Genomic DNA, 21,486 nt, shown 5'->3' on the forward strand with positions numbered 1-21,486 from the left:
TGGCTGTGGCGGCTATTTGATCCGCATCAACGTGCTGGCCCGCCAAGGCTGTAGGCTTCAGCCAATTAATCAGGGAAAACGCAGATGAGATTCCTGGTCGCGGCGGCTCTCGCTGGCATGACCTTCCATACGGCCAGTGCGCAGGACCTCGGCGACGGCAAGTCCGAATACATGAACTCGTGCGCCGTCTGCCATGGCCCGGACGGCAAGGGCGATGGACCGTTGGGCGACGAACTGTTGAAGCGTCCGAGCGACCTGACGCGCATCTCCAGGCGCAATGGCGGCGAATTCCCTTACTGGCGCGTCTATGCCGTGATCGACGGCCGCGCCATGGTGCCGGCGCATGGCGAGCGCGACATGCCAGTATGGGGCAGCCAGTTCCTGCCTGCCGACGTGAAAAGATACGGCCCGAACGCCGGCGAAATCGTCACCAGGGAACGCATCCATGAATTGGCAGGTTATGTCCAGACATTGCAGCAATGAGCGCAGATCGCGGAAACGAATTTCGCAGGACAAATTAGGGAGGCCGGCCATGATCGTTGAAGACCAGCAAGCCACAGCCGCTTTCCTGCTTGATCCTTCCTCCTATGGCGCGACCGGGCCTGTCGAGGATATTGAGACCCACATATCGCGTCTCTTTCTGGTTGGCCAACGCGCCTACAAGATGAAGCGGGCGGTCAAGCTGCCCTATGTCGATTTCTCGACGCCGGCCCTCAGGCTGGCCGCCTGCGAGAAAGAGGTGGAACTCAACTCGAAGACCGCGCCCGGCCTTTATCTGGGGGTGCGGCGCATCACGCGGCAAGCCGACGGCAAGTTGGCTTTCGATGGCACCGGCCAAATGGTCGATGCGGCAATCGAGATGGTCCGCTTCGACCAGTCGAAGCTCCTAGATCGGATGGCAACCGCCGGAGAATTGACGCCGGCGCTGATGACCAGGGTCGCACGCATGATCGTGGGCTACCACCGTTCCGCGCCGACAATCCACAATGGCAGCGGCTCATCCAATCTGGCCGGTGTGCTCGACATCAATGAAGCCGGCTTTGCCACCAGCCATGTTTTCGCAAAAGCAGAGGTCACGAGCTTTGCCAAGGCCTTCCGCACAACCCTCCACCGGTATTCGGAATTGCTCGACCGCCGGGAAGCCGCGGGCAAGGTCCGCAGGTGCCATGGCGATCTGCATCTGCGCAACATCTGCCTTTTCGACGGCGAGCCCCGCCTCTTCGATTGCATCGAATTCAACGACCAGATCGCCAGCATCGATGTTCTGTACGACCTTGCCTTCCTGTTGATGGACCTTTGGCATTGCGGTTTTCCGAAGCTCGCCAATCTCGTGATGAACCGCTATCTCGACGAGGCCGACGATGAAGACGGTTTCATCCTACTGCCCTTTTTCATGGCCGTGCGGGCTGCCGTGCGCGCCCATGTCACCGCAACGCAGGTCGAGGAAGGCAGCGCCGATTCCGATCGACTGGCTGCCGAGGCCAGATCCTATTTCGACCTTGCCCATACACTTCTCCAGGAAACATCGCCGCAGCTCGTTGCCATCGGCGGCCTCAGCGGCTCGGGCAAGACGACCGTTGCGGAGGCGCTGGCCGTCCATGTCGGTGCGCCGCCCGGGGCCCGCATTGTCGAAAGCGACCGCATCCGCAAGGCCATGCATGGGGTGCCGGCCGAAACGCGGCTGCCGGACAAGGCTTATCGGCCGGAGGTATCGGACCGTGTCTATCGCGACATGGCAGGGCGGGCCGGCCTGATCCTTGCGGAGGGCGGTTCGGTTGTCGCTGATGCCGTATTTGACAGGCCTGCCGATCGCGACCGTATCGAGAAGGCGGCAAGCGTCAGGGGTGTAGCTTTCGCCGGGTTCTGGTTGGAAGCGGACCCGCTTGTTCTATGGCAACGGGTCAGTGATCGCAAGGGCGGCCCTTCCGACGCCACCATAGATATCCTTTCGCGGCAATTGCAGCGAAACGCCGCCCAAACGAGTTGGCGCAGGATCAATGCCGATCGGAAGCTTGCCGACTTAGTCACAGAGCTGAGAAGGTTTTCCGACAGCGATGCGTCCGACACCCTGCGCACGGCCTCATGAAAGGTACGGCAGATGATCGCCCTTAGTGCAGTTGGAGCCTAGCCTCGACAAGGCCGGGCTCGTCCGGAAGATGGGCGATTGAGAAGCCGAATTCGCGGCACATGGCCAGCATCGTCGTGTTCTCGCTGAGCACGATGCCTTCTATCCGTCCGATCCCGTCGGCCTTTGCATAGGCGACGATCTGCCTGAGCAATTCCCAGCCCAGACCGTGACCCTGCAGATCCGAACGCACCAGCAGAGCGTACTCGGCGCTAAGGTGATCGGGATCGCAGGAAAGCCGGCTGATGCCCGCCAAAGCGCCGGTGGCTGTCTCCAGAGCGACGAAAGCCATGTTGCGGTCATAGTCGAGCTGGGTGAACCGCTTCAGCATCTGGTCGGAGAAACTCTTTCGCGGCGACAGGAATCGCAAGCGCAGATCGTCCGGTGAAATCCTGGCAAGGAATTCCGGATAGAGCGCGATGTCGGCCGGCTTGATCGGTCGGATGTGATAATGCGTGTCGCCTCCCAAAAACGCCTTGTCCCAACCCGACGGATAAGGCCTGATCGCAAGCGCCGGGTTTGGCCCTAGCTCCTCCACGCGTCCCGGCTCGATCTCGATGCGAGCGTCGAGCGCAATCACGCCCTCGGCGTCGGCCAGCAGCGGATTGATGTCCATCGAAACCAGGCACGGAAAGTCGACGATCATCTGCGACAGGCCGTTGAGTGCTGCAATGATCGCTTGCCGGTTCGCCGGCTTGCGATCGCGGAACCCGGCAAGCAGGCGGCCGATCCGCGTTTGCCCGATCAGGTCGCCGGCAAGAACGTCGTCGAGCGGCGGCAATGCGATCGCTGTATCATCCATTACTTCGACGGCAACGCCACCGGCTCCAAACAGGATGGCCGGTCCGAAGATCGGATCCTGGCTCATGCCGAGGATGAGTTCCTGGGCCTGTTTTCGCACCACCATCGGCTGAACGGCATAGCCTTCAACATCGGCTTGCGGTGCGTGGCTGCGCACGCGCGCCTCGATTGCGCTTGCTGCAGCTCCGGCGGCTGCGGCATCGGCGATGTTGAGCACCACCCCGCCAATGTCCGATTTGTGCGAGATCGCCTTGGACAGCAACTTGACGACGATCCGTTCGGACGTTTTGAGGAGCCGCAAGGCTGCCACTTCCGCTTCGGCAGGAGTTTTGGCGACGACCGTCTCGGGCACCGGGATGCCGTAGGCGGAAATTGCTGCCTTGGCTTCAGGCTCGGTCAGCATTCGCCGCCCCTCCCTCGCGACCTGCCTGAATATGGCGAGCACGGCTTCGCGGTCGCTCGTGACGTCCTCGCTGCGGCTCGAAGGCGTGCGCATCAAGGCACGCTGGGCACGCGACCATTCGCTGAGGTAGGAGACGGCCGTTGCCGCGTCAGCCGGAGTTTCAAAACTGGCAATGCCGGCATCCTGAAGGATTTGTCGCCCGGAGCGCGCCGTATGCTCCCCGAGCCAGCAGGTCAGGACCGGTTTGCCGGCGATCATCCCTTCCCTTGTGAGTTCCGCCACCGCGCTTGCCGCGGCAAGCGGCGAACCCAGCCCCGTTGGACAATTCATCACCAGGACGACGTCCGTGCCGGGGTCGGCCGCCACGGCTTCGACGGCGGCCCTGTATCGCTCAGGCGGGGCGTCACCGATGATATCGACCGGATTGGCGTGCGACCATGTCGGCGGCAATACGGCGTTCAGGCGTTCGATAGTGGCCGCGGAAAGCGCGGCCAATTCCCCTTGGCAGTCGATAAGCTGATCGATGGCCAATACCCCTGCCCCGCCGCCATTGGTGACGATGCCGACGCGGGCTCGTTTGAGCGGAGGGAAGCGGGCGATCGTTTCAGCGGCATCAAACAGCTCGGTCAGGCCTTTGACACGCAGGATGCCTGCGCGCAGCAATGCCGCATCGACGACACGATCGGCCCCCGACAGTGCGCCGGTGTGGGTCGCAGCCGCTTTGGCCGATTGCTCGTGCCGGCCCGATTTAATTGCGATCACCGGCTTGATCCGCGCCGCCGCACGGGCGGCCGAGATGAACTTGCGCGGATTGGGAATTGTTTCGAGATACATCACGATGGCGCGCGTGTGCATGTCGCCCGCCAGCATGTCGAGACAATCTCCCACGTCGACATCCGCCATGTCACCGAGCGAGACGATCTGCGAGAAGCCGACATTGTTGTCAGCCGCCCAGTCGATCAGCGACGTGGCAATTGCGCCGGATTGCGACAGCAGCGCGATGTTGCCAGGCTTGGCGGCCATATGCGCAAATCCGGCATTGAGCTTCAAAGGCGGGATCATCAGACCGACCGTGTTCGGCCCGATGATGCGGAAAAGATTGGGCTTGGCAGCGTCGAGCATGGCCTGACGCAGGCCGTTCTCGCGCGTAAGCCCGGCGGTGATTACGACCGCGGCCCGTGTGCCCTTGTCACCGAGCTCGCGCACGATGCCGGGAACAGTGTCCGGCGGCGTGACGATGACACCAAGCTCTGGAACACCCGGCAGGTCGGCCGCCTTCGCATAGCAGCGTCGACCGGCCACTTGAGAATATTTCGGGTTTACCGGCCAGATCTCGCCTGCAAAGCCGCCGCTGACGATGTTGTCGAAGACGACACGGCCGACCGAGCCGTCCCGCACCGACGCGCCGAAGACCGCAACCGACTTCGGGGCGAACGCATGGTCGAGATTTCGGATTGTCACCCCCAATGTCTCCTATTCCTTGCAATCATCGCCAATCGATCTTGCCCGTTCGTTGCGTTGGATCAAAGCGTTCTCCGGTCATCGCGACTAGCTCTTGCGCGAGGTCGCTCGCAAAGTGGCGACGAGCTGTTGCGGTCAATGATTGGAGAGTTGGATGAGTTATTATTTCAGCAAGATCGTCGCCATGCCGTTTGCAGCGGCAATCGACCACGTGACCGACAAGCTCGCAAGCAAGGGGTTTGGCGTTCTGACCTCGATTGATGTCCAGCAGACCCTGAAGGCCAAGCTTGGCGCAGAATTCAGGCCCTATGTGATCCTGGGCGCGTGCAATCCGCATTTCGCATGGCGGGCGCTTCAGGCCGAAGACAAGATCGGAACCATGCTGCCCTGCAATGTCATCATCACGGAGGTCGGACCGGGAAAGGTGGAGGTCGCAGCGGTGGATCCGGTCGCTTCAATGGGCGCTATCGGCAATCGCGAGCTTGCGCAGGTCGCGAATGATGTGCGGCGCCTGCTCGAGGAGACGGTCCGCGAACTCTAGCGCCAAAGGGGGTCATCAAGCTTGAGGGACATCGCATGAACGAGTCCACCCTGCGGCGCGCATTGCTGGTCATCGCCATCCTGGGCCTCGCCATTGGTTTAGGAGCCTGGCGAACCGGGCTCGGCCCCTTTGAAGCCGACATGATCTGGACGGTGGCGACCTTGCCCGTGGTGGCGGCTCTCGCGATTTCCATTCTGCGCGATTTCTGGATCGGCCGCTTCGGCGTCGATGCGATTGCCTTGGTATCGATGTCCGCCGCGCTTCTGCTCGGACAACCCCTGGCGGGCGTGGTGGTTGCGATCATGTATGCCGGCGGCACGGTGCTTGAGGATTTCGCCCGCGGCCGTGCGGAACGGAACCTCAAGGCATTGACCGACCGGTCACCGCGTGTCGCCCATCGAACGTCAAAGCTGGGGACCGAGACCATCTCCGTTGAAGACGTTGCCGTGGGCGACGAGCTATTGGTTCGGGCCGGCGAACTGCTTCCCGTCGATGGCATCCTGCTCGATGCTTCGGCCTCTCTCGACGAGTCCGCAGTGAGCGGAGAACCGCTGCCGGAACGGCGAACAGCGGGCGATCTTCTGCGCAGCGGCACCCTCAATGCGGGCGAGACCTTCAGCATGCAGGCTTCTGCCTTGGCAGAGCAGAGCACCTATGCCGCGATCGTGCGCATGGTTGCTGCAGCACAGACGGCGAAATCCCCGTTCATCCGCATGGCCGACCGCTTTGCGCTGTTCCTGCTGCCAGCCACTTTGCTGGTCTCAGGTGCCGCCTGGTACATCTCCGGCGATCCGATTAGAGCATTGGCCGTGCTGGTCGTCGCGACGCCCTGTCCGCTTATCCTTGCTGCCCCCGTTGCCTTCATCGGCGGCGTGTCGCGCGCGGCCCGTGCCGGCATCCTGATGAAAGGCAGCGCGGCTCTGGAGGCGCTTGCGCAGGTCCGGACCGCAATCTTCGACAAAACGGGAACCTTGACCATCGGCGGAGCTGAGCTCATCGAAATCGAAGTGGCGACCGGTCGCGACCCCGACAATCTGTTGCGGCTACTCGCGTCTTTGGAACAGGCCTCGCACCATGTGCTCGCCGACTCAATTATCCGGGCGGCGCGTAGCAAGCAGTTGACGCTTTCGCATCCGCGTGATGTCCGCGAGCATCGCGGTGCGGGCCTGAAGGGCCGGGTCGACAACATGGCGATCACGGCGGGATCGCGGACTCTCGTGCTCACCGACAAGCCGCTGCCCAGCTGGGCGAAAGGCGGCGAAGAAAGATACCGCGACGAGCCCGTGCTTCGGGTTTTTGTGGCACTCGGTGGACGACTTGCCGGGATTTTCACATTCGGGGACGCCCTGCGCGTTGATGCGCATGACGCACTCGGCAAGCTGCGCTCTGCCGGCATTGCGCGCATGATTATGCTCACAGGCGACGATAGAGTGGCGGCCAAGCGCATCTCCGCCCGGCTCGACCTCGACGCCATTGTCGCCGACGCGACCCCTGCCGAAAAGGTCGCGGCAGTCGAGGCCGAAAAAGCGCGGGCACCCACAATGATGGTCGGCGACGGCATCAACGATGCCCCTGCCCTGGCGGCCGCAACGGTCGGTGTCGCCATGGGCGCACGTGGTGCGACCGCCTCCTCCGAGGCAGCTGATGTCATCGTGCTGACCGACAGGCTGCAGCCGGTCGCCGATGCCGTTCGGATTGCACGGCGAACGCGATCGATCGCCTTGCAAAGCATCATCGCCGGGCTGGCGCTGTCGGGGCTGGCAATGATCGCGGCGGCCATGGGGCAGATCACCCCGGTTGCCGGAGCGCTGCTCCAGGAAGGGATTGACGTAGCGGTCATCCTGAACGCGCTGCGCACCCTTGGCGATGGCCATCTGTGGCGCGCATAGTGGTTGAGAGCAAAATCGGTAGATGACCATGGCACAGCAGAATCTGGTGGTTTGCAGCAAATGTGGTGGGGTCAACCGCCTGCCACCGGGCCGCAATGCCGTGGAAGCGAAATGCGGAAAGTGCGGGAACCGGCTGTTTTCGGGGCATCCCGAAGATGTCGATGCCGCGATCTTCGACAATCAGATCGCGCGCAGCAGCTTGCCCGTTGTTGTCGACATCTGGGCACCTTGGTGCGGCCCCTGCAAGATGATGGCGCCGGCTTACGAAGCCGCAGCAAATGAACTTGAGCCGCATGTTCGCCTGATCAAACTCAACTCCGACAAGGAGCAGGCTGTTGCGGCCAGGCTCGGCATTCGCAGCATCCCGACCATGATCCTGTTCCATGGCCGGCACGAAGTCGCGCGCACATCCGGCGCAATGACGGCAGGCCAGATCGTCAGGTGGGTTCGCGACCGCCTGCCGACGGTCGCCGCCTGAAATCGCCGCGCCAATGGATCCGCTCATCGCCCGGCTTGGACTGGCACTTGCGATAGGTCTTCTCGTCGGCTTGGAGCGTGGCTGGCAGGAGCGGGATGCGCCCGAACGCAGTCGCACGGCCGGCATCCGGACATTCGGCATATCCGGCCTGCTCGGCGGCGTGCTCGCCGCACTCGCCAACGCACTCGGCGCGGTATCCGTGCTGGTCGGCGGATTCATCGCCTTTGCGGCAATCTTCGCCTGGTACAAGGCGCGCGAGGCTGCCCATGACGAGGATTTCAGCGTCACGAGCGTGATCGCCGGCCTGGGCGTTTTTGCCCTTGGCGCGCTTTCCGTCGCCGGCGATTATCGTGCTGCTGCTGCCGGTGGGGCGGCACTGGCGGCAATCCTGGCCAGCCGCGAGGTCCTGCACGGCCTTCTGAAGCGACTGACCTGGGTCGAACTCCGTTCGGCGCTGATCCTGGCGGTGATGACGGCGATCGTCTTGCCCCTGCTGCCAAACCGGACGATGGACCCGTGGGGCGGTTTCAATCCTTGGGAAGTCTGGTTCCTGACGGTGCTGATGGCCTCGATTTCGTTCGCCGGCTACGTGGCTGTTCGCATTCTGGGAAATACACGTGGTCTGCTGGTCAGTTCGCTCACCGGTGCAATCGTCTCTTCAACAGCGGTGACCTTGGCGCTTGCCCGCAATGCCGCGTCGGCAAGCAATCCGCTGCCGCTCGCCGGGGCGGCATCCCTGGCTGCAATGGTTTCGGTGCTCCGCGTCTGCGCCGTGGTTCTGATCGTCGAGCCAAGCGTGCTCGCATCGGTCGCCATTCCGGCGATTGCCGCGGCGCTTGCCTTCGCTGTCTGCGGCGCGCTGCTGCTGACTCGCGACAGCGGGAACGGTGAAGGCAGCGCGATCGCGCGCAATCCATTCGAACTGGGCCCTTTGCTGCTCTTTGCCTTGTTCTTTGCGATCGTGGCGACCGCGAGTGCCGGGCTGGCCGCTCAATTCGGCGGGAGCGGTCTGCTGGCGAGTTCGGCGCTGGCCGGCGCATTCGATGTCGATGTCTCGGTGCTTGGCGCGCTGCGCCTGGTCAAGCATTCCGTGTCCGTCGAGACCGTGGGCCAGGCGGTGCTCGCGGCACTGGCAGCAAACGCGATCGGTCGCCTTTCGCTCGCAGTATTTGCCGGTCCGGTCAGGTTCTGGTTGCCACTCGCCTTCGCAACTCTGATCGCCGCGGCCATGGGCATCTGCGCCCTGCTGTTGCTTGGGCCTGGATAGACGTGCTGTTCTCGAGCATCTTTGATGCGGATCAAGGGCCAGGTCGCGCCACCGATCTATGAAACTCCGTGAAAGGAGTTCGCCATGACCAGTTTGAAGGACCTCACCCCGAAATTCCGCAATGTCCGGTTGCTGCTCGCGCGTGAAAAAAGCCACCCGGAAGGCGACCGTGAAGAAGGCTATGACGTGCTGGCTCCATTGACCGGCGAAGGCCGGATCGATGCCGACGAATGGAAGTCGCACAGGGCCTCTTGCCGTGTTCGCCGCTTTCGCACCGGTGAGGAGGATCTGATCGGCCGGCTGAGGCGCAAGCCCGGCGGACAGTGGTACTTTGACTACGCCGAAGGCGATCGCGACGACGAGATCGGCTTCCATCTCGGCGACGAACGGTTTGTGACCGGTGAATACGTGTCGATCGAGCGCAACGGCGCCATGCACACCTACCAGGTGGCAAGGGTTGAGCGGCCTTGATGGCTAGCTCCTGGCGGATCGCGCGAGTTGGTTTTGGATCATGCAGGAAACGCTGATCGGGACAACGACGTATACGAAACCAAAAAAACCCGCCGCCCCTTTGGCGCGGCGGGTGCCTCATCAAACCACGGCCTATTTGACCAGGATTGTTGCCCACATTCCGTTCATGAAATGGCCGGGAATGTTGCAAAAGACGGCATAGTTTCCGGGCTTGAGGTCGAGCGTCAGCGATCCGGTTTTGCCTGGATCGAGTTCAGAGACCTCGCCGAGATGGCCTGCCGCATCCTCGTTGACGCGATTTTCATTTGCTACATAGGGCAGCGTGGTCTTTTTGACATCGGTCACCGGCACCACAATCATTTCGTGGACCGCGTCCTTGGAGCTGTTTTGAACCTCGAAGGTCACCTTGCCCGCGGGCACGACGGTTTGATCCAGCTTGATCCTCATCGTTGCCATGCTCATGTTTGCCGGCATGCCCATTCCCATCTTTGCGTCGGGGTTCGCGACGCCGTCCTTGTCCCATAGCTTGACGTTTACGATCGCGTTGGCAAAGGCGGGTGCCGACACGGCTAGGAGAACGAGGACCAGTCCGGTCTTGAAAGGCTGCATGTTCGAAAGGCTCCTGATCGCTTGCGGCGACCCCACAAGCGCGTTTGGGGAATCATTCATGGTCGCGGCACCCGGCTAAAACAGCCAAGCTGACAACGTGCTGACAGCGGAGGCAGGGACCAAGGATGAGGCATCACCTTCACCAAACATGGCCAAAGCGGCCTCACCGGTCGCTCCGTTGCATCGTCGTTACCTTGCGCTGTTTGCCGGGTGGCCTCGCGCTGGCAAGCCCTCGCCATCGCGAAGGCCTGGTCCGAGTCATGATCATGGGGGCGAAAACGCAAAGCCGAGCCGATGGACATCGCCTGACGATCTGCCAGCGCACCAAGCCCGGTTCGCATCCTCGATGATCGCGAGGCTTAAGACGGTCACGTATCTTGTGTTGACCTTGCCTTCAGGGGTAACCTTGCTGTTGTGCGGCGGCCAAAGCGACAAGACTGGCGATTCCGGCAACCTTGTGAGACTGCGACAGTCTTAGGTAGGGCAGCCTGGTTCAGGGCCTATGGATCGACGGTGAATTCAGCCCACATGCCCGCCCCATAGTGACCTGGCACGTTGCAGATAAGCAGATATTTTCCAGCCTTTAGCTCGACGGTCAGGGAGCCTGATTTGCCGGGATCGAGCTCCGACACCTCGCCCTTGTCGCCGGCCTTGTCTTCGTCGACCCGGTTCTCGGCCTCAAGGTAAGGAAGCGGCTTGCCGGGTTCGGCAAGGTACATCACGATCATTTCGTGGACGGTGTCCTTGGAGTCATTTTTCACATTGAATGTGACCTCCCCGGCCTTCACAGTACCGGGCAAAGCCTTGATGCCCATGGTCGCCTTAGCGAGATCGAGTCCGGGCGCCGCATAGGCGAGCCCCATCGGCATCTCCATACTCGCGCCCTTGTCCCACAGCGAGATCTGGACAGGCGAAGCAGCCTGGACGGCGCCGGCTCCGCCGGCCATAAGCATCGCGGCGGCAAGCCCGAGCGCTGCTCTCCTCGATATGGTTTTCATGGCGATCTCCTTCAGGACGGCAGCAGAAGCGCTCTACGTCTCGACCGTCATCCTGCTCGCGAGGTCATCCACCGTCCTTGCGCCAAATCAAACTGATCGGCGCAAGCCCATCAACGGGGCCGATGATCTGTCAGCCAGTTGTCAGGTTCAATTGGCTATGTCGCACCAATGACGGCGAAATCACTGTCTGGCACGAACGATCGAAGTCCCAACCGCAGGCGCAACATTCGCGCCCAACCTCCCGAATGGAGCCATCATGTATCGCACACTCGTTCTCGGCGCTCTCGCCGGCATGGTTGCAGGACCGGCCCTCGCCGCCGGCGGCAGCTGCAGCACCGCCCCGAAATCGCAGTTCAAGCCCAAGGCAACGCTGGAGGCGCAGTTGACCGGCGAAGGTCTCACCGTCCGCCAGATCAAGGTCGAGAAGGGCTGCTATGAAGTCTATGCGGTCGACAAGGCCGGCAAGAAGGTGAACCTGGCTTACAATGCCGAGACCCTTGAAAAGCTCGACAATGCCGAAGCCGGCGAAAATTGATCCGAACGTTTCGATAGCCACGGACGCGCAACCATCTCAAGAGATGGTGCGCGTCTGGGACCGGGTCGTGAGGAGTTTCCACTGGGCGCTGGTGCTCAGCTTCGTCACAGCCTGGCTCACCTCCCATTCCTCAGAGGACATTCACCATTGGGCCGGCTACGTCGCCGCAGCACTGGTCGCTATGCGGCTCTTGTGGGGCGTCCTAGGTACGCCCTATGCCCGGTTCTCTCAATTCGTGCGCGATCCGGCGACGGTGCTGCGCTATCTCTGGGCAATACTGAGCGGTGGCGAAGCCCGCTATATCGGCCACAATCCGGCTGGCGGCGCGATGGTGGTCGTGTTGATCGCCGCGATGGCTTCAACTGCGTTGACGGGCTGGCTGATGACGACGGACGCCTATTTCGGAGTGTCGTGGGTCGAAACGGCACACAGCCTAAGCGCGCACGGCTTACTTGTGCTGGTCCTTTTCCATATAGGCGGCGTTGCGCTGGCAAGCTTTCGCCATCGCGAAAACCTGGTACGGGCCATGATCACGGGGCGAAAACGCAAAGCCAAGCCGGCGGACATCGCCTGACGACCTGTCAATGCACCAAATCCGATTCGCGCCCTCGACGGATCTCGAGAGGTGCAAGTGGAGCGCAGGTCCGAGCGACTTTGGTGCGGCAATCCAAAGCCAGAAACAGCGCCCGAGTGCCCCCGTACAGAAAACGGTTATTGACCCGCGTCAAAGCTGCCGGCCCGTTTTTGCTGTTCACTGCCTCCCATCAGAGCCTCAAATCTGGGAGAGCATCATGACTACGGCTGATTTCAACATCCCTGTTGCGAAAGTCGCGACCGCGGCGCCAACGAAACTTCGACTGGGTTCCCTGACCGCATTGGTGATCGGTTCCATGGTTGGCTCCGGCGTGTTCAGCCTGCCGCAGAACATGGCGGCAGGTGCCGGTCCCCTCGCAATCCTGATTGGCTGGGCCATCACCGCGGTCGGCATGCTGGCGCTGGTTTTCGTCTATCAATCGCTGGCGACCCGCAAGCCCGAGCTCGATGCCGGGCCCTATGCCTACGCCAAGGCCGGCTTCGGCCCCTTTATCGGCTTCAACAGCGCCTGGGGTTACTGGATCAGCGCCTGGGTCGGCAACGTTTCCTACGCAGTGATCGTGTTCAGCGCGCTCTCCTATTTCTTTCCGGCCTTCGGCGATGGAAACACCTGGCAGGCGGTGCTCGGCGCATCGGTCCTGCTGTGGCTGATCCACATCCTGGTTCTCGCCGGCATCCGACAGGCGGCTATCATCAATCTCATCGTCACGGTGGCGAAGATCGCGCCGATCGTCCTGTTCGTCGGGGTCGTTGCCGTCGCCTTCAAACTGCAGGTCTGGTCGCTCGACTTCACAGGTCTCGGCAACGCCAGTCTCGGCTCGATCACCGCGCAGGTGAAGAGCACGATGCTGGTGACGCTTTGGGTGTTCATCGGCATCGAAGGCGCCAGCGTCTTTTCCGGCCGTGCCGAGCGCCGCAAGGACATCGCCACGGCGACAGTTCTCGGTTTCTTCACCTGCCTCGCGCTCTACGCCCTGGTGTCGCTGCTGTCGCTCGGCATCCTGAACCAACCTGAGCTCGCCGCGCTGAAGAACCCTTCCATGGCTGGTGTTCTGGAGGCGATTGTAGGTCCTTGGGGCGCCATCCTGATCAACATCGCGCTGGTCGTGTCCGTGATCGGCGCCTTCCTGAGCTGGACACTGCTCGCCGCCGAAATTCCGCATGTCGCCGCCAAGGACGGCACGATGCCAAAATTCTTCGGCCGCGAAAGCGACCGCGGCGTGCCGTCGATCTCGCTTCTGATCACCAACCTGCTCGTTCAGGCCTTCCTGGTGATCACGCTTTTCGCGCAAAGCACCTACCAGGCCCTGTTCTACATCGCGTCGGCCGCAATCCTGGTTCCTTACATCTTTTCTGGAGCTTACGCGGCCAAGCTCGCGCTGACGGGCGAGAGCTACGAGAGCGGCGAGCAGCGCGCCGGTCCGCTTTTTGCGGGCTTGCTGGCAACGGTCTACGGGCTGTGGCTCGTCTATGCAGCGGGGCCGGCATACCTGTTCATGTGCGCGATCCTCTATGCGCCCGGCATCATCTTCTATATCTGGGCCCGGCGCGAAACCAGTCAGCGCGTGTTCCATCCTGTCGAAGCAGCACTCGCCGCAGCCCTTGTCGCCGTCGCCATCCTCGCCGTTTACGAGATGTGGATCGGTGCCGTCAGCCCGCTTTGAATGGATTGGTTCGATGACGAAGCTGGGTGTTCATTCCGAAGTCGGCCGTCTGTGCGAGGTGATGGTCCACCGTCCCGACCTCAGCCTGCGCAGGCTGACACCGGAAAACTGCAAGGCGCTGCTCTTCGACGACGTGCTGTGGGTCAAGCGGGCTCGCCAGGAACACGATGTCTTCGTCGATGCGCTGCGCGAACGCGGCGTGCTGGTGCATTCCTTCGGGGAGCTCCTGGCTGAGACAATGAGCCTGGCCAAGGCACGCGACTGGCTTCTCGACCGCCGGGTTCATCCCGGCGTCGTCGGGCTCGACATGGTCGGCGAGCTGCGCGGATGGCTCAACGAAATGCCGTCAGAGCTGCTTTCGTCTTACCTTGTCGGGGGCATTGCGCGGGCGGAGCTTCCTTTCGAGCCGAAAGGCCTGACCGGAAGGACGCTCGCGCCCCAGGAATTCGTGCTGCCGCCGCTGCCGAACCAGCTTTTCACCCGTGACAGCTCGTGCTGGATCTACGGTTCGGTTTCTGTCAATTCGATGTACTGGCCTGCCAGACGCCCGGAAGCGGCCAATGTCGAAGCCGTCTACCGTTTCCATCCCCACTTTCGCGACAGCGGTATTCCTTTCGTGTCGCCGGATTTGGGAACAGGCACCAGCCTGGAAGGCGGCGACGTAATGCCGATCGGTGGTGGAACAGTTCTCATCGGCATGGGGGAGCGCACCACGCCGCAAGCCGTGGGTGACCTGGCACGCAACCTGTTCGCCTCCGGTGAAGCGACGCGCGTGATTGCCGCCTTGATGCCCCGCGACCGTAGCTTCATGCATCTCGACACCGTCTTCACCTTCTGCGACCGCGATCTCGTCACCCTGTATCCGCCGGTGGTTGACCGGTTGCGCACCTTCTCGCTGCGGCCGGGCGATGGCGAGGCGGCGGTCGAGGTCACCGATGAGGCAAAACCGTTCACGGCTGTGGTTGCCGAAGCCCTTGGACTGAAATCGCTGCGCATCATCGCCACAGGCGGCGACCGCTACGAGGCTGAGCGCGAGCAATGGGATGATGGCAACAATGTCGTTGCGGTCGAGCCCGGCGTGGTCATCGGCTACGACCGTAACGTCTACACCAACACGCTGCTGCGCCGCGCGGGCATCGAAGTGATCACGGTCGAAGGCGCCGAACTCAGCCGCGGCCGCGGCGGCGGGCATTGCATGACCTGTCCGATTGCCCGCGACCCGATTTGACCCGAAAGGAAATCCCGATGTCGATCAATCTTCATGGCCGTTCCGTCCTGACCCTGGATGATCTCACCGCCGACGAGATCCGCTTTCTTCTCAAGCTGGCTTCCGACCTCAAGGCGGCCAAGCTCGCCGGGCACGAGATTCCGCGTCTTGTCAGAAAGAACATTGCTTTGATCTTCGAAAAGGATTCGACGCGCACTCGCACGGGATTCGAAGTGGCGGCGTATGACCAAGGCGCTCACGTCACCTATTTCGGCCCTACCGGCAGCCATATCGGCCACAAGGAATCCATGAAGGACACCGCTCGCGTGCTCGGCCGCATGTATGACGCGATCGAGTATCGCGGCTTTGGCCAGCACCAGGCTGAATTGCTGGCCACATATGCCGGCGTGCCGGTCTACAACGGTCTTACCGACGAGGCGCATCCGACGCAGATCCTCGCCGATTTCATGACCATGCGGGAATTCACCCACAAGCATCTTTCGGACATGACCGTCACCTTCGTCGGTGAGGGCCGGGACAATGTCGCGCTGTCCCTCGCCCTGGGAGCAGCCAAGGTCGGCATCGACATGCGCATCGCCTCGCCAAAGGAACTCTGGCCGGACGAGGAGTTCTGCGCTCATGTCAGGGACCTGGCGGAACGCAGCGGCGGCCGCTTCCGGCTCGACGAGGACGTCACGAGCTGCGTCCAGGACGCCGACTTTGTCTACACCGACGTGTGGATGTCGATGGGTGAGGACAAATCGGGCTGGGCCGAGCGCATTCGCCTTTTGACGCCCTACCGCGTGACCAGCGAGGTGATGGCTGCCGCCGGCAACGCTCACGTCAAATTCATGCATTGCCTGCCGGCATTCCACGACACCGATACCGAGATCGGCGCCTTCGTTGCGAAGGAATACGGCATCGACTGCATGGAGGTCACCGACGAGGTGTTCGAGTCGGCAGCGTCCATCGTCTTCGACCAGGCCGAAAACCGGATGCACACGATCAAGGCCCTGCTCGTGGCAACGATCGGCAACTGAGATGCTTATCGTCGTTGCTCTAGGCGGAAACGCGCTCTTGCGTCGTGGAGAACCGATGACAGCCGGCAACCAGCGCGCCAACATCGTGCGCGCCGCGGCTGTATTGGCGAATCTGGTCGACGCAGGGCACTCAATTGTAGTCACTCACGGCAACGGTCCGCAGGTGGGACTTCTGGCCCTGCAGGCAGCGGCGACTTCGGATGGCCGCACATTTCCACTCGACGTGCTTGGCGCCGAAAGCGCAGGGATGATCGGCTACGTCATTGAGCAGGAACTCGGCAACCTCCTCAAGGAGAGGCTATTTGCTACCCTGCTGACACAGGTGAAGGTCAATCCGCACGATCCCGCTTTCGCTCACCCGACGAAGCCTATCGGCCCGGTCTACGACGAGGCAACCGCACATAGGCTTGCCAGCGAGCGCGGTTGGCAGATAGCGCCCGATGGCGACAAATGGCGCCGTGTCGTGCCCTCACCCAGGCCCCTGGAAATCCTGGAAGCGTCTGTAATCTCGTTCCTGGTCGAGCGCGGCGTGATCGTCATCTGCACCGGCGGCGGCGGTGTTCCGGTGATTGCCCGGGACGACGGCACGCTTTGCGGCGTCGAAGCAGTCATCGACAAGGACCTGGCAAGCTCGCTGCTTGCCCGCCAGTTGAAAGCTGACATGCTGCTCCTGTTGACCGATGTCGACGCCGTTTATGTCGACTACGGAACAGCAGCCGCTCGGCCGCTTCGGCGCGTGACCCCCAAGGGGCTATCCGGGAAGAATTTTCCGGCCGGCTCCATGGGACCGAAGGTCAACGCTGCAATCGAATTCATTGAAGCGACAGGCAAGCCTGCTGCTATCGGCAAGCTCGATGACGCCGTCGAAATTGTCAGTGGCGAACGTGGTACCTGGCTGGATGCTGAGATTCTTGCCTAATTCGCCTGTTGCCGGAGTGGCTGAACACTTCCTGCTGTGGTCGTCGATGGTGCCCCTCACCAAATCAGGTCCGAAGCACCCGGTAGATCGCCGGGATGACCAGCACCGTCAGCAGCGTCGAGGAGGCCAAACCGAACAGCAGTGAGATCGCCAGCCCCTGGAAGATCGGGTCGGTCAGGATTACCGCCGCACCAATCATGGCGGCGAGTGCGGTGAGGAGGATCGGCTTGAACCTGATCGCTCCGGCCTCGATCAGGACCTCGCTCAATTGCCTATCCGGCGACGCTGCGTGGCGGATGAAGTCGACCAGCAGGATCGAATTGCGCACGATGATGCCAGCCAATGCGATGAAGCCGATCATCGAGGTGGCGGTGAACGGCGCGCCGAACAGCCAGTGTCCGCCGAGAATGCCGATGAAGGTCAGCGGGATCGGGGTGAGGATCACCAGCGGCACCTTGAACGAGCCGAACTGGGCGACGACCAGAATGTAGATGCCGAGCAGAGCGACGCCGAAGGCAGCCCCCATGTCGCGAAAGGTCACCCAGGTGACCTCCCATTCACCGTCCCACAAAAGCGTCGGCCGGCTTTCGTCCTCCGGCTGGCCATGCAGCGAAATTGCGGGCTTCTGCAGTCCGGTCCAGTCCTGCGCGTCGATGGCCCTGCTGACGGCGAGCATACCGTAAAGTGGCGCCTCGAAGCTGCCGGCAAGCTCGGCTGTCACCATCTCGGCGGCGCGGCCATTGTGCCTGAACACCGGGAACGAAGCGCGCTCCGGCGTCACCCGCACGACATCGCCGAGTTCGACGACGCCGCGATCGCCGGGCAGGACATTGGCCGGAATGGGTGTGGTCAGGAAGCGCTCGTCGAGCGTCCTTTCGCCCTTCGGCCGCTCGATGCGGATCGGAATCGGCTGGCGGCCACCGCCGCGGTGCGAATAGCCGACGGTCTTCCCGCCATTGAGGATGGCGAGCGTGTCGAAGACGTCGCTTTCCTGGACATGGAAGAACTCCGCATCGTCGGTGGAAATCGTGGCGCGCAGCCGGCGTGCCGGCTGTCCCCAGGAATTGTCGACGTCGACGATGAAGGGCACGGAGCGGAACGCCGCCTCTACCCTGGCGGCAACCTTGCGGCGTGTCTCGCCGTCGGGGCCATATATCTCGGCCAGCAAGGTCGCCATGACCGGCGGACCGGGCGGCGGCTCGACGACCTTCAGGCTGGTGCCAGCGGGAACGCCCAGCGAGGCGATGCGGCCGCGGATGTCCAGCGCGATATCGTGGCTCGAACGGCTGCGTTCTGATTTCGGCGATAGGTTGATCGCGACGTCGCCTTGCTGCGGCTCGCTGCGCAGGAAGGAGTGCCTGACAAGGCCGTTGAAGTTGAAGGGGGCAGCGGTTCCGGCATGGGTCTGGGCCGACCGGACTTCGCCAAGTTCAAGAACCTTGCCCGCGACGGCTTGCGTCACCTGATCGGTTGCCTCGACAGAGGCCCCCTCCGGCAGGTCGATGGTCACCGAGAGTTCAGACTTGTTGTCGAAGGGCAGCAGCTTGACCGTGACATGCTCGGTGTAGAAAAGTGCGAGCGAGCCGAGCGTCAGCACGCCGACGCCAAGCAGGAAGGCCCAGCTCGCCTTCTTCGAGGCCAGGATCGGCCGGGCGACCATCGTGTAGGCGCGGCCGAGCGGACCGCCGCCGCCATGATCCTGGTCGGCATGCACCGGCGCGCGTCCGGCAAATTTCATCATCAGCCACGGCGTCACCGTCACCGCGACGAAGAAGGAGAAGATCATCGCCGCCGAAGCATTGGCCGGGATCGGGCTCATATAGGGACCCATCATTCCCGAAACGAACAACATCGGCAGCAGCGCCGCGACCACGGTCAAGGTGGCGACGATGGTCGGATTGCCGACTTCCGCCACCGCTTCGATCGCCGCTTGGCGGCGCTCGCGGCCATCGCCCATCGCCCAGTGGCGGGAGATGTTCTCGATCACGACGATGGCGTCGTCGACGAGGATGCCGATGGAAAAGATCAGTGCGAACAGCGAGACGCGGTTCAGCGTGTAGCCCATGACGCGGGAAGCAAACAGCGTCAGCAGGATGGTGACGGGGATGACGATCGCCACCACCATGGCCTCGCGGCGACCGATGGCGATCCAGACCAGCGCGATGATCGAGATCGTCGCCAGCCCCAGATGATAGAGTAGCTCGTTGGCCTTCTCGTTGGCCGTTTCGCCATAGTCGCGCGTGACCTCGACCGACAGGTCGGTGGGGATAAGGCCACCCTTCAGCATGTCGACCCGGTGCAGGATCGCCTCGGCGACCGCGACAGCGTTGGAGCCGGCCCGCTTGGCGACCGCGACGGTCACTGAAGGCACGCGCGTCACGCCCGTCCCCGACTTTGTCAGCGTCGAGACCAGCACGTCGCCGGTGTCGGTCGCGAAGGCGACGTCGGCAACGTCGCGGACATAGATAGGGCGGTTGTCGCGCGAGGTCAGCAACAGATTGCCGATCTGGTCCGGCGAGCCAAGCGTCTCGCCGGCGACGATGTCGATCTGCTCGCCTTGATTGCGCACGCGCCCGGCCGGAAAAGCCTTGTTCGCGCCCGAGACCTTGGCCGCAAGCTGCTGCAAGGTCACGCCGTAGAGGGCGAGCTTTTCCGGGCTGGGGTTGACGCGGATGATCTCTCCGGCGTCGCCGACCAGATAGGTCAGGCCGACATTATCGATCTTGGAGATTTCGGTGCGCAGTTCGCGCGCGATGCGGGTGAGATCGTTAGCGGTCATATTCGCGGCCGCCTCCGGCTTCGGCGACAGCGTCAGCGTGACGATGGCGACGTCGTCGATGCCGCGACCGACGATCAGCGGCTCGGGCACGCCGACGGGAATGCGGTCCATGTTGGCGCGGACCTTGTCGTGGACGCGCAGTACGGCGGCGTCGGACGAGGTGCCGACAATGAAGCGGGCGGTGACCATCACCTGGTCGTCATGGGTCTGCGAATAGACGTGCTCGACGCCGTCGATGCCCTTGACGATCATCTCCAGCGGCTCGGTGACCAGTTTGACGGCGTCGTCGGCCTTGAGGCCATCGGCGCGCACGAATATGTCGACCATCGGCACCGAAATCTGCGGCTCCTCCTCGCGCGGCAGCGTGAGCAGCGCCACCAGCCCGAAGGCCAGGGCGGCAACCAGGAACAGCGGCGTCAGCGGCGAGGCGATGAAAGCCCGCGTCAATCCACCGGCAGTACCGAATGACGCAACACCCTTCATGGTGTGACCACGACGTCGCCGGCCGCAAGGCCGGTCAGGATCTCGACATAGTCGCCGTCAGCGCGCGCCATCCGCTCGCCAGCAACCACTGCCCGCTCCGTCTCCGTGCCGGCGGAAGCGACGCGCACGAAATCGATCCCCGAACGGGTCGCGACCGCCGCTGCAGGCACCAGCAGCGCCGAACGTTCAGCCACCGGCAATTGCACCAGCACCCGAGCGTCGATGAAATCGGTATCGAGATTGTCGACCTCGACATCGGCGATGACACGGCCATTGTCGATCTGCGGATATATCTTGGCGAGGCGGCCAACAGACTCCTTGCCGCCGGCGTTGATGCGGATGCCGGCGCCCTGCTTCAGGGACGCCGCATGCCGCTCCGGAACGGCCAGCCGCAGGAACACGCCGCCACCGCCGATGGTGACCACCACTTCTCCGGCCATAATGACGGCACCGCGCGTCACCGGCACGGTCAGCACGCGGCCGTCGCCGGGGGCAAAGACATCGCCTTCGGCGCCCTGCTGCACGACCACCGAACGCTGCGCCTCGGTCGCGGCAAGCTGGTTGCGCGCGACGTCGACCTCGGTGCGCAGCTGATCGAGGCGTTGCGCGGTGATGACGCCCTTGTCGACCAGTGTCTGGCCACGGGCGAGTTCCAACTGCGCCGTTTCAAGCTGTGCCTGCAGGGCGCGAAGCTGCGCATCCAGCGCGGCGACCTGAAAGGCGATCTTGTCATCCTGGACGGTGGCGATCTTCTGCCCCGCCTTGACCTGCTCGCCCTCGGTCACGCCCAGGTCGACGATGAGGCCGCCGATGCGGGCGCGGGCCGGAACGGTGTCGCGCGCCTCGACGCGGCCATAGACCGCCTTCCACTCGGTCACCGTCGTCGGCGCCAGCGTCAGCGTGCCGGCAAGCGCCGGAGATGCCGCCAGCAACGCGGCGAACAAAAGAGGCGTGCGCATATGGATCTTCCTTAGAATGCGCATCCCGGCTTGATGCCGAGCTTGCGGAAGACCATCGCGGCCGGGCAGAAGCCGGTGAACGACGACTGCAACATGTTGACCCCGACGAAGACCGTCAGCCAGACAAACAGCGGCGAGACAAAGGCGGTGAGCACGACGGATAAAAGCACCATGATGCCGGCGAAAGCGAGAACGGAACGGTCGAGGGACATCGTCATCTCCATTTGTACATGATCATATCTAAATATAGGAATGTTATCGTT

Annotated in this window: 19 protein-coding genes; 13 read left to right on the top strand and 6 right to left on the bottom strand. The window is 62.8% G+C overall.

Annotated features, from left to right (window positions below):
- Nucleotides 1-84: 84 nt before the first annotated feature.
- Nucleotides 85-483: a c-type cytochrome gene (locus tag AC1D10_RS25935; protein WP_477276946.1), complete on the top strand. Its 399-nt coding sequence runs from the start codon at nucleotides 85-87 to the stop codon at nucleotides 481-483.
- Between the two features lie 49 nt (nucleotides 484-532).
- The gene (locus tag AC1D10_RS25940; RefSeq protein ID WP_477276948.1) at nucleotides 533-2,086 is read left to right on the top strand and encodes a bifunctional aminoglycoside phosphotransferase/ATP-binding protein; all 1,554 of its coding nucleotides are present in this window, start codon (nucleotides 533-535) and stop codon (nucleotides 2,084-2,086) included.
- Nucleotides 2,087-2,108: 22 nt separating this feature from the next.
- Here the strand turns inward: AC1D10_RS25940 and AC1D10_RS25945 are convergent, their stop codons facing one another.
- Nucleotides 2,109-4,790, bottom strand: coding sequence for a bifunctional acetate--CoA ligase family protein/GNAT family N-acetyltransferase (locus AC1D10_RS25945; protein ID WP_477276950.1), 2,682 nt, complete (start codon nucleotides 4,788-4,790; stop codon nucleotides 2,109-2,111).
- A gap of 154 nt (nucleotides 4,791-4,944) precedes the next feature.
- Between AC1D10_RS25945 and AC1D10_RS25950 the strand changes: the two genes are divergently transcribed.
- The 5 genes from AC1D10_RS25950 to AC1D10_RS25970 all read left to right on the top strand — a co-directional run bounded on the left by AC1D10_RS25950 (nucleotide 4,945) and on the right by AC1D10_RS25970 (nucleotide 9,436).
- Complete coding sequence (locus tag AC1D10_RS25950; protein WP_477276952.1) at nucleotides 4,945-5,331, top strand: DUF302 domain-containing protein; 387 nt, start codon at nucleotides 4,945-4,947, stop codon at nucleotides 5,329-5,331.
- Between the two features lie 35 nt (nucleotides 5,332-5,366).
- Complete coding sequence (locus tag AC1D10_RS25955; protein WP_477276954.1) at nucleotides 5,367-7,220, top strand: heavy metal translocating P-type ATPase; 1,854 nt, start codon at nucleotides 5,367-5,369, stop codon at nucleotides 7,218-7,220.
- A 28-nt stretch (nucleotides 7,221-7,248) separates the two neighbouring features.
- Nucleotides 7,249-7,698 (top strand): thioredoxin TrxC, encoded by a 450-nt coding sequence (gene trxC / locus AC1D10_RS25960; RefSeq protein ID WP_477276956.1) that lies wholly within the window; start codon nucleotides 7,249-7,251, stop codon nucleotides 7,696-7,698.
- Between the two features lie 13 nt (nucleotides 7,699-7,711).
- The gene (locus AC1D10_RS25965) at nucleotides 7,712-8,965 is read left to right on the top strand and encodes an MgtC/SapB family protein (RefSeq protein WP_477276958.1); all 1,254 of its coding nucleotides are present in this window, start codon (nucleotides 7,712-7,714) and stop codon (nucleotides 8,963-8,965) included.
- A gap of 84 nt (nucleotides 8,966-9,049) precedes the next feature.
- Nucleotides 9,050-9,436, top strand: coding sequence for a hypothetical protein (locus AC1D10_RS25970; RefSeq protein WP_477276960.1), 387 nt, complete (start codon nucleotides 9,050-9,052; stop codon nucleotides 9,434-9,436).
- Nucleotides 9,437-9,568: 132 nt separating this feature from the next.
- Here the strand turns inward: AC1D10_RS25970 and AC1D10_RS25975 are convergent, their stop codons facing one another.
- Both AC1D10_RS25975 and AC1D10_RS25980 read right to left on the bottom strand, forming a co-directional pair.
- A complete protein-coding gene (locus AC1D10_RS25975) occupies nucleotides 9,569-10,003 on the bottom strand; it encodes a plastocyanin/azurin family copper-binding protein (RefSeq protein WP_246675775.1) in 435 nt (144 codons plus the stop codon).
- A 542-nt stretch (nucleotides 10,004-10,545) separates the two neighbouring features.
- Entirely contained in the window at nucleotides 10,546-11,043 is a 498-nt protein-coding gene (locus AC1D10_RS25980) for a plastocyanin/azurin family copper-binding protein (protein WP_477276963.1), read from the bottom strand.
- Between the two features lie 256 nt (nucleotides 11,044-11,299).
- On the opposite strand from AC1D10_RS25980, the gene AC1D10_RS25985 reads away from it, so the two are divergent.
- From AC1D10_RS25985 to arcC, 6 genes are all read left to right on the top strand, one after another.
- Nucleotides 11,300-11,578 carry a PepSY domain-containing protein gene (locus AC1D10_RS25985; protein ID WP_477276965.1) on the top strand — a complete coding sequence of 93 codons (279 nt, stop codon included), beginning with the start codon at nucleotides 11,300-11,302 and terminating at the stop codon, nucleotides 11,576-11,578.
- Complete coding sequence (locus AC1D10_RS25990; RefSeq protein WP_477276967.1) at nucleotides 11,556-12,152, top strand: cytochrome b/b6 domain-containing protein; 597 nt, start codon at nucleotides 11,556-11,558, stop codon at nucleotides 12,150-12,152. Before AC1D10_RS25985 ends, AC1D10_RS25990 begins: the two co-directional genes overlap by 23 nt.
- Before the next feature lie 217 nt (nucleotides 12,153-12,369).
- Complete coding sequence (gene arcD / locus AC1D10_RS25995; RefSeq protein WP_477276969.1) at nucleotides 12,370-13,836, top strand: arginine-ornithine antiporter; 1,467 nt, start codon at nucleotides 12,370-12,372, stop codon at nucleotides 13,834-13,836.
- 13 nt (nucleotides 13,837-13,849) lie between these two features.
- On the top strand, nucleotides 13,850-15,064 hold the full coding sequence (locus AC1D10_RS26000) for an arginine deiminase (RefSeq protein WP_477276971.1): 1,215 nt from the start codon (nucleotides 13,850-13,852) through the stop codon (nucleotides 15,062-15,064).
- 17 nt (nucleotides 15,065-15,081) lie between these two features.
- A complete protein-coding gene (gene argF / locus AC1D10_RS26005; RefSeq protein ID WP_477276973.1) occupies nucleotides 15,082-16,083 on the top strand; it encodes an ornithine carbamoyltransferase in 1,002 nt (333 codons plus the stop codon).
- 1 nt (nucleotide 16,084) lies between these two features.
- Nucleotides 16,085-17,002, top strand: a complete 918-nt coding sequence (arcC, locus tag AC1D10_RS26010; protein ID WP_477276975.1) for a carbamate kinase — start codon at nucleotides 16,085-16,087, stop codon at nucleotides 17,000-17,002.
- A gap of 64 nt (nucleotides 17,003-17,066) precedes the next feature.
- On the opposite strand, the gene AC1D10_RS26015 is transcribed toward arcC, so the two are convergent.
- From AC1D10_RS26015 to AC1D10_RS26025, 3 genes are read right to left on the bottom strand one after another with little or no spacing between them, the layout of a single operon-like run.
- Nucleotides 17,067-20,264: an efflux RND transporter permease subunit gene (locus AC1D10_RS26015; RefSeq protein ID WP_477276977.1), complete on the bottom strand. Its 3,198-nt coding sequence runs from the start codon at nucleotides 20,262-20,264 to the stop codon at nucleotides 17,067-17,069.
- Entirely contained in the window at nucleotides 20,261-21,223 is a 963-nt protein-coding gene (locus AC1D10_RS26020; RefSeq protein ID WP_477276979.1) for an efflux RND transporter periplasmic adaptor subunit, read from the bottom strand. The genes AC1D10_RS26015 and AC1D10_RS26020 overlap by 4 nt, the downstream gene beginning before the upstream one ends.
- An 11-nt stretch (nucleotides 21,224-21,234) precedes the next feature.
- A complete protein-coding gene (locus tag AC1D10_RS26025) occupies nucleotides 21,235-21,435 on the bottom strand; it encodes a YgaP family membrane protein (RefSeq protein ID WP_477276981.1) in 201 nt (66 codons plus the stop codon).
- Nucleotides 21,436-21,486 lie beyond the last annotated feature (51 nt).

The sequence above is a fragment of the Mesorhizobium sp. P2_A8 genome (assembly GCF_056404935.1).